The 12,349-nt window shown below is 50.0% G+C and carries 15 protein-coding genes; 14 read left to right on the top strand and 1 reads right to left on the bottom strand.

The window, feature by feature from the left end; translation table 11 throughout:
* The first annotated feature begins 173 nt into the window (after positions 1 to 173).
* The 3 genes from LLG09_00875 (at position 174) to LLG09_00885 (ending at position 1,959) form a co-directional block, all read left to right on the top strand.
* Positions 174 to 614: an NUDIX hydrolase gene (locus LLG09_00875; GenBank protein ID MCE5195675.1), complete on the top strand. Its 441-nt coding sequence runs from the start codon at positions 174 to 176 to the stop codon at positions 612 to 614.
* Entirely contained in the window at positions 589 to 1,230 is a 642-nt protein-coding gene (locus LLG09_00880; protein MCE5195676.1) for an HAD-IA family hydrolase, read from the top strand. Before LLG09_00875 ends, LLG09_00880 begins: the two co-directional genes overlap by 26 nt.
* Before the next feature lie 105 nt (positions 1,231 to 1,335).
* Positions 1,336 to 1,959: a hypothetical protein gene (locus LLG09_00885; GenBank protein MCE5195677.1), complete on the top strand. Its 624-nt coding sequence runs from the start codon at positions 1,336 to 1,338 to the stop codon at positions 1,957 to 1,959.
* 81 nt (positions 1,960 to 2,040) lie between these two features.
* On the opposite strand, the gene LLG09_00890 is transcribed toward LLG09_00885, so the two are convergent.
* Positions 2,041 to 2,835 carry a tRNA threonylcarbamoyladenosine dehydratase gene (locus tag LLG09_00890; GenBank protein ID MCE5195678.1) on the bottom strand — a complete coding sequence of 265 codons (795 nt, stop codon included), beginning with the start codon at positions 2,833 to 2,835 and terminating at the stop codon, positions 2,041 to 2,043.
* 233 nt (positions 2,836 to 3,068) lie between these two features.
* Here LLG09_00890 and LLG09_00895 point away from each other — a divergent pair, with 233 nt between their 5' ends.
* The 11 genes from LLG09_00895 (at position 3,069) to dnaB (ending at position 12,348) form a co-directional block, all read left to right on the top strand.
* A complete protein-coding gene (locus tag LLG09_00895; GenBank protein MCE5195679.1) occupies positions 3,069 to 3,830 on the top strand; it encodes a GDSL-type esterase/lipase family protein in 762 nt (253 codons plus the stop codon).
* Positions 3,831 to 3,853: 23 nt separating this feature from the next.
* On the top strand, positions 3,854 to 5,095 hold the full coding sequence (locus LLG09_00900; GenBank protein MCE5195680.1) for a hypothetical protein: 1,242 nt from the start codon (positions 3,854 to 3,856) through the stop codon (positions 5,093 to 5,095).
* A gap of 26 nt (positions 5,096 to 5,121) precedes the next feature.
* A complete protein-coding gene (locus tag LLG09_00905; protein MCE5195681.1) occupies positions 5,122 to 5,850 on the top strand; it encodes a CvpA family protein in 729 nt (242 codons plus the stop codon).
* A 3-nt stretch (positions 5,851 to 5,853) separates the two neighbouring features.
* Positions 5,854 to 6,117, top strand: a complete 264-nt coding sequence (locus LLG09_00910; GenBank protein ID MCE5195682.1) for a DUF951 domain-containing protein — start codon at positions 5,854 to 5,856, stop codon at positions 6,115 to 6,117.
* Between the two features lie 96 nt (positions 6,118 to 6,213).
* A complete protein-coding gene (rpsF, locus tag LLG09_00915; GenBank protein MCE5195683.1) occupies positions 6,214 to 6,501 on the top strand; it encodes a 30S ribosomal protein S6 in 288 nt (95 codons plus the stop codon).
* A 45-nt stretch (positions 6,502 to 6,546) separates the two neighbouring features.
* On the top strand, positions 6,547 to 6,990 hold the full coding sequence (gene ssb / locus LLG09_00920) for a single-stranded DNA-binding protein (GenBank protein ID MCE5195684.1): 444 nt from the start codon (positions 6,547 to 6,549) through the stop codon (positions 6,988 to 6,990).
* Between the two features lie 37 nt (positions 6,991 to 7,027).
* A complete protein-coding gene (gene rpsR, locus LLG09_00925) occupies positions 7,028 to 7,297 on the top strand; it encodes a 30S ribosomal protein S18 (protein ID MCE5195685.1) in 270 nt (89 codons plus the stop codon).
* A gap of 154 nt (positions 7,298 to 7,451) precedes the next feature.
* Positions 7,452 to 8,486, top strand: coding sequence for a YybS family protein (locus tag LLG09_00930; GenBank protein ID MCE5195686.1), 1,035 nt, complete (start codon positions 7,452 to 7,454; stop codon positions 8,484 to 8,486).
* A 30-nt stretch (positions 8,487 to 8,516) separates the two neighbouring features.
* A complete protein-coding gene (gene rplI / locus LLG09_00935; protein ID MCE5195687.1) occupies positions 8,517 to 8,966 on the top strand; it encodes a 50S ribosomal protein L9 in 450 nt (149 codons plus the stop codon).
* A gap of 98 nt (positions 8,967 to 9,064) precedes the next feature.
* Positions 9,065 to 10,999, top strand: coding sequence for a Lon family ATP-dependent protease (gene lonC / locus LLG09_00940; protein MCE5195688.1), 1,935 nt, complete (start codon positions 9,065 to 9,067; stop codon positions 10,997 to 10,999).
* 23 nt (positions 11,000 to 11,022) lie between these two features.
* Complete coding sequence (gene dnaB / locus LLG09_00945; GenBank protein ID MCE5195689.1) at positions 11,023 to 12,348, top strand: replicative DNA helicase; 1,326 nt, start codon at positions 11,023 to 11,025, stop codon at positions 12,346 to 12,348.
* Position 12,349 lies beyond the last annotated feature (1 nt).

Below are 12,349 nucleotides of genomic sequence, written 5' to 3' on the forward strand. Positions count from 1 at the left end.
AGTCGGTCGATGCACCGATTCGCCGCCCGCGCATGATGCCTTTTGCCGCCGTTTGTTCCGTTAATCGGATTCCTGAATATAAACTGCACTTTGCGCGAGGATCTTACTTTACCCTTATTTTGAAATATGCTATACTATGAATATAGTAACAAACCTGCGGGGAGGTGTTTTTAATGATCAATGAAGAGTCGGCAGGCGGCGTGATCGTCTATCGCGGCAATGTGCTGGTGGCGCGCAACCGCTTTGGCAGCTGGGTTTTTCCCAAGGGCCATCTGGAAGAAAACGAGACGCCGGAAATTGCTGCCTTAAGAGAAGTGGAAGAAGAAGTTGGCTTAAAGGCAATCATTCATGAAGCCATTGGAGAAACCAGCTATCAATTTAATTCCTCCGGTAAACTGCATAATAAAATCGTGCATTGGTTTTGGATGCGGGTGGAAGATCCCTTTTATACCTTAAACCGACGGGAAGGCTTCATCGAAGCGGTATTTGCTCCGGTCGAAGAAGTGCAGGCGATGCTGGCTCATGATAATGACCGACTCCTGCTTGATAAGATTGCTCTACGAATTAAAGCAGAGGAGATGCAATTACATGAATCCAACCACCCTACTCTTTGATTTGGACGGGACTCTGATCGACACCCGCGCTTTGGTCGTAGCCTCGTTTCAGCATACCTTTCGCACGGTGCTGGGTTTGGAGATCTCCGCTGAGGAAGTTCTCAACGACTACGGCCGCCCCTTAACCTATTCTTTCGGCCGTTACACCAACGATGCCGCCGTGATCCGGGAAATGCTGCAAATCTATCGCCGGCATAATCTGGCGGCGCACGACCAGATGGCACAGCCATTCCCTTTCATTCAGGAAGACTTGCAAGCCTTGCAGCAGGCGGGTTATCCGATGGGTGTTGTCTCCTCCAAAAAGCGCCTTACCGTCATGAAAGGCATCCGCCTCTTTCAGATGGAAGCGTTTTTTCAGGTTTATGTCTGCGAAGAAGATACCAAAATTCACAAACCGCAGGCAGAACCCTTGCTGGAAGCTTGCAGACTGCTGCAGATCGAACCGTCCGCCGCGCTCTATACCGGCGACAGTCCCTATGATATTCTCTGCGCCAAAGCAGCGGGTTCCCCTTCTGCGGCGGTACTCTGGAGCAACTTCCCCAGCACTGTCTGGGATGAACTGCAGCCTGATTATCGTCTGCAGCGTCTGGCCGATTTGTTGGCTTATCTCCAATAAAGGCAATTCCCCGGTGCTTCCCGGTTTTTCTACCGCCAGGATCACAACGGTAAGCGAATAATCCAGCGTTGTCCCGACGGATTTTCCATAAGGATGGTGGCGGGTATGTCTGAGCAAATCTGCGGCATTATTCTCGAAGGACCTTCCTGTTCCGGCAAGACCTCTCTTTTCAATGCAATTCAGCGCTATCACCTCACGGAAGCGGGAGCCGAACGCAATGTCATCTATTTGGCGGAACATTATTCGCAGAATCTGAATTGGGTCAACGGTGTCTTGCAGGGAATGAGTCGGGCAGAAAATCTGCAGGTACTGCGGGAGCGAGTTGCCCTCCTGGAGCAATTGAATCGCTATGCAAATTCCATGGGAATCCATTCCCGCCGCTCACGGGGACTCTTCTTTGTCTTTGAACGCTTTCATTTAAACTTTGCGGTTTGCTTTCGGGATGGCGGCAGCGAAGAGTATGTAGACTTGCAGCAGCGTTTGACCCAATTGCATGCACTGACCGTCTTATGCACCATCAGTCCGCAAAACGTACTGGCACGCTTAGAGCAGCGGGAAGCCAGCTCCAACCGCATTTTTACGCAAAATGATATCGATGCCTATAACGAAAAACAGCGGCAGTTCCTTGCCTGTGCGCAGGGTTCCTTGCTACCGACCGTCATCGTCAACACCGACAGTATGGCCTGGGATGCTTATACCGCTCGGATTTTTCGACGCCTGCGCGCCTGATTCCCTGCCAATCTGTTCAGTTAAAAAAAAAAGAGGATTGTCCTTTCCTGAGCTCAGCATCGGAGAAAGACAATCCTCTTTTTAATTTTCTTTTTGCAGCAAGTAACGAATCGCTTCGCCGGCAGCCAGCAAGCCGGCAACCGACGGCACAAAACTGATGCTGCCCGGCGGTCTGCGTTTCAGTCTGACCGGTTCTTGCCTGCCGGTTTCTGCTTTCACCTTGTCCGGCGCCTCCGGTAATTTCTCTTCTGTTCCGCCGGTATCAGCACTGTCTGCCACCGTCATCGGCGGCAAGGGGGAATAAATTACCTTGATCCCTTTCTGGATGCCGCGCCGTTTCAATTCCCGCCGCAGCGCTCTCGCCAGCGGACAGGTGTGGGTCTTGCTGATATCCGTAATCAGAAAGCTGGCGGCATCCAGTTTATTACCGGTCCCCATGACACCGAGGACAGGAATCCCGGCCAGGTACATTTCCGCCAATAAAGCCGCTTTCGCCGCCACACTGTCGATTGCGTCGATGACATAATCCGGCTTCCGTTCCAGCAGATCCCGTAGATTGGCCGCCGTGACGGTCAGGCACAGCATTTCAATCTGACAATCGGGATTGATATCCCTGATGCGTGCCGCGGCTGCCGCCACCTTGGTCATACCGATCGTAGAATGCAGCGCCAGTAACTGCCGGTTGAGATTGCTTTCCTCAATAAAATCGTCATCCACCAAAATGATGCGGCCAACCCCGGCACGGGCAATCGCTTCCAGCGCAAAAGAACCGACGCCGCCTAAACCAACGATCATCACACTGGCGGCCTGCAGGCGGCTTAAACCTTGCTCCCCGATCAGCAAAGCGGTTCGCTGCCATGCTTTGGCATGGCTCATATTGTCATCTCCTCCTTTAAGTCACGCTGCATTTTTACCAGCACCTGCCGCCTTTCAACGGCGGTTACTTCTCTATTCATACAGCATTTTCTGTTACATTATAGCACCACCGCCGGCAAAATCCAAACCTTCTTCTTGATAGATTCAAGCTTTCGTCACGATTCGCTCTTGCGTCACAACAAATTCTGCGATACAATACTGAATAGACAAATCGCATGACGCAGGTGAACGATATGCAGTCCCGTAAGCTTTCTTTCTTCTGGATTCTCCTGACAATCAGCGCTATTCTGCTGCTCAATGTGCAGCTGGCGGCGCCTCGTGAGCAAATCCAGGAGCTTCCGATACCAAACCCGATCCTTTTAGCGAAACCGATTCCCTCGGTTATGGATAATATTGTCGTTCCGGCGGACGGTCAATTAAAGCCGGCTGCTTACGACATTGATTTGGATCCTTTTTTTGCCGATAGCTGTTTTATCGGCGATTCTTTTACCAATGGATTGGAAGGTTACACCAGATTAAAGCAACAGGCTGTTTTTCTAGACGAAGTCGGTATGACCGTGGCAAAAGCGGAGGCACGGCTGAGTGAATTGAGCCAAATAACACCGAAGCGCATTTTTCTGCTGCTTGGCATCAATGATATGGGTTATGGTTACAGTCCGCAAGAATTTGCGGCGCAATACCAGCAATTGCTGACAAAACTGCAGACGAACTGGCCGCAAGCCAAGATTTACGCACAAGCCATATTCCATGTCACTGCCGGTCATGAGTCATTCGACTCCTGTCATACCAACGCAGCCATTGCTGCCTATAATGCGGCTTTGGCCGGGGTTTGCCGTCAATCCGGCTTCGCTTATCTGGATATCGCTTCTGCTTTTTGTGACCAGGCCGGCGTCATGCGGGAAGCGGAAAGCCCCGACGGGATGCACCTGGAATATTCCGGTCACTTTGTTTGGTTGGAATTATTAAAACAAATCGTACTGGATTACGAAACGTAAGAAACGAAAGAGGTGATGGATCGGTGAAGAAAGCGCGTATTTCCAGCGATACCAGCAAGAAAGTCGCAGCTTTATCCAAAACGGTCTTCATTCTATTACTGACACTCAGCCTACTGGCCGGTTTAATGATTAGTTTCGTAACCAGCCGAACCCCCTGGCAAAGAAATTGGTATACCCCTTCCGTCGTTTCACAATTGAGTTTAGTGCAAATTTGGTCGAATGAGTCTCTCCTGCCCAGCGGGATCGGTCAAATCAGCGATGACGCAGCCATTGTGGCTTGGATTAATACACAAACCACCGGCACGACATTACTGATCGATGCGGAACAGCATTTGCAGAGTTCCGCCAGTATTCTCCTGAAAGATTACTCTTTGTTTGTTTATACCGACGGTGTTCAGCAAGTCTGGCTGCATCGCAGTCAGAAAACACTGGAAGCCTATAATTTGGCAGGTGAAATTCTATGGGAGCATCGTTTCACCAATTGGCCCGGCAATGCCTGGCCCAGCAAAGACGGGTATACGCTTGTAACCACGAAAGAAAATGAAACCGACTGGCATTTAAGCCTGCTGGACTATCACGGCAATATCGTCTGGGAATATATCGAAACCAACTGCACGATTGACTCTGCCGTGCTGGCACCGGGCGGCGCCGGCACTGTCCTCGGTATCACTTCGCTCAACGATGGTTCCTCCTCTTTCCTTTTGATCAACAGCAGCGGTTTTGTCAGCCATCGGATGACGGTCGGCCAATTTAAAACCGCTGTCCCGGTGATCAGTGACGATGGTCTTACCGCCATGGTCGGTGCGGACGACAGGATTTATCGCTTCACCGATCAGGACAAAATGACGGAAATCACCTCAGTCAATCCTGCCACATCTTCAACGGAACAGAATGACCGGTATATCCGGTTACCAGCCGGGATTACTCAGCTCGCACTCAGCCAGACCGATGCTTCCTTTGCGGCGGCCTGTTGGAGTGAAGCAGATAACAGCGGTTGGATTATCGGTTACGATCAGAACAACCAAATAAAATGGAGCTATGCCCTGACGGAACCTGCCCTCAGTCTGAAAATTCATCCTTCCGGTTATGCCGTCTACGGGGGAGGCAAAAGTCTGATTTATGCTCTGTCCAACGAAGGTGCTCTTCTGATTTCACAGCGCTATGCAGATAATGACTTATTTGATCTTGCTTTTTCTCCCAGCGGAGAATACCTTTGCGGTCTCGGTCAAAGCGGCCGCTTAACTTTGTGGAGAATACCTCATTAATTTTTCCATAAAAGGACGTGAACGAAATGGAAAGCATTACCCTGCAGAATTATAACTGGGTAGACGGTGTGATCGTTATCATTCTGCTGTTTGGAGCCTGGCGGGGTTTTCACAACGGTTTTACCAAAACACTGATCAGTCTCCTGGGGGCTGTTGTTGGTTTCATTGCTGCTATTTTCTATTATCCGACTGTTGCAGCCTGGTTCAACTCGAATTGGCAGCTGAATCAAAAAATTGTCGACTTCATCGCACCCAAAATCAATATACCTACCATGAGTCTCTCCGAGGCGGATCCGATTGCCTATTTGATGAAGCAGCTGGCAAGCCTGAAACTACCGCAGGCGGTCCTCGATCAGCTGCAAAAAGCGATCGAAGCGATGGGTACGATCAATTTACAGTCCATGTCCAGCAATTTGGGTGAATTGGTAGCAACCCTGCTGGCCAACCTCTTAATCAGCGCACTGGCTTTCCTTGTGATCGTACTGGCAGTCAATTTGGCCGCCAATCTGCTGCTCTTCTTATTGCGCAATGTGCTGCGGGTCGCCGGCGGTACTTCGGATAAAATCAGCGGTCTCTTGGTTGGTCTGCTGCAGTCGTTCGCTATTCTGATCGGCATTATTGCAGTCGTACTGCCCATCCTGAGCAGCACCAGTCAATCCGGCTTAACAACTGCCGTGAGCGAATCATACCTCGCCAATAAAATGATGGACTTTTTCTATTTCCTGATCGCTTTGTTTTCATCAGAAGGGAGCTAGCTTATGACGGAATATTACTTGGGTGATCTTGTAAAAATGCGTAAGAGCCACCCTTGCGGCGGCGATACCTGGGAAGTAACCCGGATCGGTATGGATTTTCGTATCCGCTGTACGACCTGTGGTCACAGCCTGTTATTGCCCAGAGTGAAATTTGAAAAAAGCGTAAAATCCATCCTCCGCAGAGGGGATGCTGTCCTGACCGCACAGCAACGGCCTGCTTTTACCAATACATCCGACGATAAAAAGGGAAAACAGTCGTTAAAATGAAGTTGCATTTTCGGTTGAATTATGTTAAACTTTAATTCGTTCCCCCGCTCTGCCAAAGGCAGAGCCGTATAGTCCGGGGGGGAGGAGGTGAATTGAATGAATAGTTACGAATTGATGTATATCATTAATCCCACGCTCGAGGGCGATGCTCTGGAAGCAGTGAGTGAAAAAGTGAAAACATTAATCGAAACCGTTAAGGGCAGCGTAACAGAGGTGAAAAAATGGGGTAAGCGACGTCTCGCTTATGAAATCAATGATTTCAAGGAAGGTGTCTACCTGATTGTTACCTTTGACGCCGATCCTTCCGCTATCACTGAAATAGACCGTGTTTTAAAATTAACGGAACCAATTATCCGTTTCATGATTACAAAAGTAGAAAAATAGCCCTGTCATCTGTCGGCATAACAAACAAAAATGGAGGATGCAACAATGGTTAACAATATCGTCTTAGTCGGACGTCTGACCCGAGATCCGGAAATGCGTTACACACCCAGTGGTTCTTCGGTTGCCCGTTTTACTTTAGCTGTTGACCGCAATATGAAGGGTCCGAACGGAGAACGTCAGACCGATTTTATTCGTTGCAGCGCCTGGAATAAACGCGCCGAGTTCGTCTCCAATTATGTGCATAAAGGCCGGCTGGTTGCTGTGGAAGGTTCTTTGCATATCAACAGTGTCACCCAACCCGATGGCAGCCGCAGGGATTATACCGAAGTGACCTGCAACAACATCACTCCTTTGGATCGTCCCAAAGAAACCAACATGGAAAGCGGCGAAATGCCCGGCGATCTGCCGTATGAACCCTATGACAACAATGACAGTAAAACCGGTAAACAGCCCGGCGAAAGTGATGACGATGTTCCGTTCAATTTCTAATTCAAGCAAATAAACATGAGTAAAGGAGTCATTCAATATGGCCGAATCATACAATCGCGACCGCGGTGATAAAGACGAACGTCGCCCCAAGGGCCGTCGTCCCAAACGTCGCGTCTGCAGTTTCTGCGTCGATAAAGTGGAAACCATCGATTATAAAGAAGTCGATAAATTACGCCGCTTCCTGACAGAACGTGGTAAAATTTTACCTCGCCGTATCTCCGGATGCTGCGCAAAACATCAGCGCACCCTGACCCAGGCAATCAAACGGTCTCGTATCGTTGCTCTGCTTCCCTTCACAACCGAGTAGAAACCGCAAGAAACGAAGATCGCTTCAAACAGATGGTTTGGAGCGATCTTTTTTGCCTTGCCGCTTCTTTTTTCCCAAGCAGGATTCAATACTGTTTTAAGCGAATAAAGAATAATTGACATTACTTGGCTCCGATGAAACGAGGTGAACATCAATGAATCGTCGATTCTCCGTCCGTATGGTCACAGAGGGGGCTATGCTGGCCGCTGTTTTTGTCCTTCTGGCCTTAGTGTCTTACTATACACCGCTGGGAACCCTGGTGATCTTAGCCATGACAACTCCCACCGCCATCATGACTTGCCGCCATGGTTGGAAAGCCGGTTTGCTTTCTGCCATTGCCGCGGAACTGGTCCTGCTCTTACTGCTGGACCCCGTTTTCGTTATTTCCGGTTGCACGACACTGCAATTTTCCGGTCTCATTCTCGGCCTCGGAGTAGGGAAAAAATGGAGCCCCTGGACCACTCTGGCTGCCACAACCGCCGCCACCCTGATCGGCTTTGTTTTTTTAATTGTGCTTTCCTCCACGTTGATGGATTATAATTTTCTGGATGAAATGGTAAAACTCTATCAGGAAGCATCGCAGATTTCTCTGGATATGATCGAACAATTCAATTTTCCGGAAGAGCAATTGGATCTGATTCGGCAAATCCCAACCTATGCGGAAGTTTATTTCGGCCCTCTGCTGCCCATGCTGCTGACCTTAAGTTCGGCCATGAATGCTTTATTGAATTTCCAGATTCTCGGCATCGTGATGAAGCGCATGCACCTGCCGATGGAGCATTTGGCTCCCTTCCCCTCCTGGCGTTTGCCGGATTATACGGGTTTGATTTTCCTGCTGAGTATTTTGGCTAACTCAGGCGGCAGTTATTTCTCAATTACCTGGCTCGCCACCTTGGCGCAGAACATTTTTCAGGTGACTTACTATCTGATTTTGATTCAGGGCCTGGCCGTCATGGTCTGGTTTCTGCAAAAAGTACATGTCAGCAACCTTTTTCGCTGGCTGCTGCTGATTTTTATTCTGTTTAACCCTTATATCTCTACCGGTGTGATCATTTTGGGTTTAGTGGATTTCATTTTTGACTTACGAAAAATCGGACCGCGTTCCCGCGCGCGCGCCGAGCTGCAAAAAACCAATGATGCCGAAAAAAATCACGATCAGACAAAAAACGATCCGCCCTCCCTTTCTTAAGGAAAGGGTGCAAGAAAGGAGTGCTGAACAATGGAAGTAATCCTCACGCAGGATGTGAAAGGGATCGGCCAAAAAGGCCAAAAAATCCATGCGGCAGAAGGCTATTGCCGGAATTATCTCATGCCACGGGGCTTAGCCATCGAAGCGACAGCCGGTGCTCTGCAGCAGATGCAGGAGCGCGATGACAGCAAAGCACGCAGAGAGCAGCGTGAAAAAGAAAAAGCCCAGGAATTAGCCAAAAAATTAGCAGGTATTTCGGTGATTATTCAGTGCAAACACAGCGAAGGCGGCAAACTCTTCGGATCTGTTACCAACAGCACCATCGCCGATGAATTGAGCCGCCAGCATAAAATCAGCATTGATCGCAAAAAAATCGAGATAAAGGAACCGATCAAGACACTCGGAGTGTATGAAGCGGCTGTGCGGATTTATCCGGGCATGACGGCCAAACTGACCATCAAAATTCATCCTCTCGACTAAGCAGCCAATAAACAGTTCTTTCGGGTTTATGAAAAGGGCGATCCACCATCGCCCTTACTTTTGCTCTTCATCTTAGATTAGTTTTAGGGGGATTGAAATTGCAGCATACCATTCATGATTATTTAAACCAGTTCAAGGATTTAAATTGGCAGGATATCGCCAATCAGACAGATCTCTTGACTCAGCGCGTGACTGCCCTGTATGCGCTGATGGCTCAGGTTCTGGGACCGGATCGCTTGGTCGCTCGTGCCGCAAAAATGGAAATCATCGATCTGGTCAGTGACGATGATGAAATGAAACGCCTTTGGGGCTTACAAAAGCTGTTAAGTTCCGACCCCACTCTGCCTGAACCCAAAAAAGAAAATCTGGCAGCGGTCATGGAACAAGTGGAAAATGATCTGGCTGAATTCATCGCCCGCCGCTCCGTGGAAGAGCGTTTGGAAAAAATCGTCAACGAACGCATCCAAAGTCAGCAGGATGACTATATGCGGGACATCAAACTCAGCCTGATCAAAGAAGAAAACGGGCCTGAAACGGAAATCACCACCCGAAAACTAAAAACATTATTGGCTTTGGAAAAACGCAAAGCGCCAAAAATGGCCATGGAGCAAATGCGGCCGCATACTTTGGACGAAGTAGTTGGACAAGCCCAGGCCAAAACTGCCTTGATGGCCAAATTGGCCACTCCTTTTCCCCAGCATATCCTGCTCTACGGTCCGCCCGGTGTCGGTAAGACAACAGTTGCCCGCCTGGTGCTGGAAGCGGCACGCACTTCCCCCCATTCACCCTTCAGCGCCAATGCCCCTTTTATCGAAGTAGACGGTACCGTGCTGCGCTGGGACCCGCGGGAGATTACCAACCCCTTATTGGGTTCGGTGCATGATCCCATCTATCAGGGTGCCCGGCGGGATTTGGCGGATAATGCCGTACCGGAGCCAAAACCGGGTCTGGTCACCGACGCGCATGGCGGTATTCTCTTTATTGATGAAATTGGTGAAATGGACTATCAACTGCAGGCCAAACTGCTGAAAGTACTGGAAGATAAGCGGGTTTTCTTTGAATCTTCTTATTATGACCCGGAGAACACCAACATACCGGAGTATATTCACCGGCTATTCGAAGAAGGCGCGCCGGCTAATTTCATTCTGATCGGCGCTACCACCCGCAGTCCGGAAGAAATCAATCCAGCCATTCGCTCCCGCTGCGCCGAAGTGTTCTTCGATCCTCTCGATAAAAAGGATATCGAACAGGTGGTGCTGGGAGCAGCCAAACGCCTGCATATCAATCTGGCCGGGGGAGCGGAAAAACTGATTGCCGAACATACCGATGAAGCCAGAAAAGCCGTGAATATTCTGGCCGACAGTTACGGTTTTGTGCTCTCCCGGATCAAAGAAAAATTGGATCGCCGGCATAACGTGGATGTTACGGTCGCCGATGTGCAGGAGATTCTGCAAATCAGCCGTATCACCCCGCAAGCTCCTTATCTGGCGCAGGAAACACCAAGAGTGGGTCAAGTCTTTGGCTTGGGTGCTTTTGGTTATACCGGCAGTGTCCTGGAGATTGAAGCGGCAGTCTTCCCTGCCGCGGAGAAAGGCAAAGGCAGCATCCGTTTTAACGATACCGCCGGTTCGATGGCCAAGGATTCTATTTTTGTCGCCTCGACTGTCCTGCGCAAAGTACTCAATCTGCAGCTGCAGGATTATGATGTGCATGTCAATTTTGTCGGTGGCGGCAATGTCGATGGTCCCTCGGCAGGCGGAGCATTGACCCTTGCTCTGATCAGCGCTGTCCGCAATATACCGGTCCGCCAGGATATCGCCATGACCGGAGAAATCTCCCTGCAGGGACTGATCAAACCGGTCGGCGGCTTATATGGCAAACTATACGGCGCCGCCCGGGCGGGAATGAAAGAAATCCTGGTGCCGGCGGCCAACAGCAAAGAACTGCCTGCCGAAATGTACGGCGTCAAGCTGACCCCCTACGCAAACATTGAAGAAGCCATGAAAATCATGCTGATTGAAGCAGTTGATTGAGAATCACAGAACGGAGGTATCCCATGCCTGATCGTAACATGCCCCAGAGTTTGGAAGCAGAACAATCTGTGCTTGGTTCGATGCTGATTGAACGCAACGCCATCACCAGCATCATGGAAGAACTGCGTGAAAACGATTTTTATTGGGAAAACAACCGGGAAATCTACGCGGCCGCCCGTGATCTCTATGCCCGCGGCGAACCGCTGGATTTGATCACTTTAATCAACGAACTTCGCCGCAAACAAAAACTGGAAACCGCCGGAGGTCTCGCTTATCTCAATCAATTGGCGGAAATCGTGCCAACCACCGCTAACCTGCCGGCTTATATCAAAGACCTGCAGGAAAAATCCGCTTTGCGGGCCATGATTGCCAGCGCCCACAAAATCAGCAATCTGGCCTTCGCCGCCGAAGAATCCGCCGGTGAAATTCTCAATAAAGCGGAAAAAGAATTCCTGGAGATCGGCAATCGCCGCGGCAGCGGTTCCACCTACGCGTCCATTGGCAGCATCCTCTTTCATACCTATGAAGAGTTGGAAACCCTGATGAACCAAAAAGGCGGTCTGACCGGCGTTTCCACCGGTTTTTACGAATTTGACCGTTTTACGGCCGGCATGCAGCGCTCGGATCTGATCATTTTAGCCGCGCGCCCCGGTGTAGGTAAAACGACAATCATGACCAATATCTTACAGCACGCGGCAGTCAACAATCATGTGCCCTGCGCTTTGTTCAGTCTGGAAATGTCCAAAGAACAGCTGGCGCAGCGGATCCTTTGCAGCGAGGCCAATGTCGATCTTTATAAACTGCGTAATGGTTATTTGGAAGAAGAAGACTGGAGCAAGATAACCCAGGCCATCGGTCCGCTATCCGCCGCGCCGATCTATATCGACGATACCCCCTCCCTCTCGGTGGTGGAATTTCGCTCCCGTCTGCGCCGCATGAAAGCCGAACTGAATATCGGCATGGTTGCCGTCGATTATCTGCAGCTGATGACCATCGAAAGCAAGCCGGAGTCCCGTCAGCAGGAAATTTCCTTCATCTCCCGGACGCTGAAAGCAATCGCCAAGGAACTCGACCTGCCGATCATGGTGGCTTCCCAATTAAACCGCGGTGTGGAAAGCCGCAACGACAAGCATCCGATGTTATCCGACTTGTTGGAATCCGGCGGTATTGAAGCCAACGCGGATGTGGTTGTTTTTCTCTACCGTGACGACTATTACAATAATCCCAGCAGCGACCCCAACGGAGCGGAACTGATCATTGCCAAGCAGCGCAATGGCCCGACCGGAACCGTCAATCTATTTTTTTTGAAAAGCATCAATCGGTTCGTCAATAAAGATAAGCCGGTTTGAG

It is taken from the genome of Negativicutes bacterium (genome assembly GCA_021372785.1).
GTDB lineage: Bacteria > Bacillota > JAAYKD01 > JAAYKD01 > JAAYKD01 > JAJFTT01.

Coding starts and splice junctions, on each gene's coding strand:
- LLG09_00875 (MCE5195675.1), top strand. CDS start 174: ATGATCAATGAAGAGTCGGCAGGCGGCGTGATCGTCTATCGCGGCAAT.
- LLG09_00880 (MCE5195676.1), top strand. CDS start 589: ATGAATCCAACCACCCTACTCTTTGATTTGGACGGGACTCTGATCGAC.
- LLG09_00885 (MCE5195677.1), top strand. CDS start 1,336: ATGTCTGAGCAAATCTGCGGCATTATTCTCGAAGGACCTTCCTGTTCC.
- LLG09_00890 (MCE5195678.1), bottom strand. CDS start 2,835: ATGAGCCATGCCAAAGCATGGCAGCGAACCGCTTTGCTGATCGGGGAG.
- LLG09_00895 (MCE5195679.1), top strand. CDS start 3,069: ATGCAGTCCCGTAAGCTTTCTTTCTTCTGGATTCTCCTGACAATCAGC.
- LLG09_00905 (MCE5195681.1), top strand. CDS start 5,122: ATGGAAAGCATTACCCTGCAGAATTATAACTGGGTAGACGGTGTGATC.
- LLG09_00910 (MCE5195682.1), top strand. CDS start 5,854: ATGACGGAATATTACTTGGGTGATCTTGTAAAAATGCGTAAGAGCCAC.
- rpsF (MCE5195683.1), top strand. CDS start 6,214: ATGAATAGTTACGAATTGATGTATATCATTAATCCCACGCTCGAGGGC.
- ssb (MCE5195684.1), top strand. CDS start 6,547: ATGGTTAACAATATCGTCTTAGTCGGACGTCTGACCCGAGATCCGGAA.
- rpsR (MCE5195685.1), top strand. CDS start 7,028: ATGGCCGAATCATACAATCGCGACCGCGGTGATAAAGACGAACGTCGC.
- LLG09_00930 (MCE5195686.1), top strand. CDS start 7,452: ATGAATCGTCGATTCTCCGTCCGTATGGTCACAGAGGGGGCTATGCTG.
- rplI (MCE5195687.1), top strand. CDS start 8,517: ATGGAAGTAATCCTCACGCAGGATGTGAAAGGGATCGGCCAAAAAGGC.
- dnaB (MCE5195689.1), top strand. CDS start 11,023: ATGCCTGATCGTAACATGCCCCAGAGTTTGGAAGCAGAACAATCTGTG.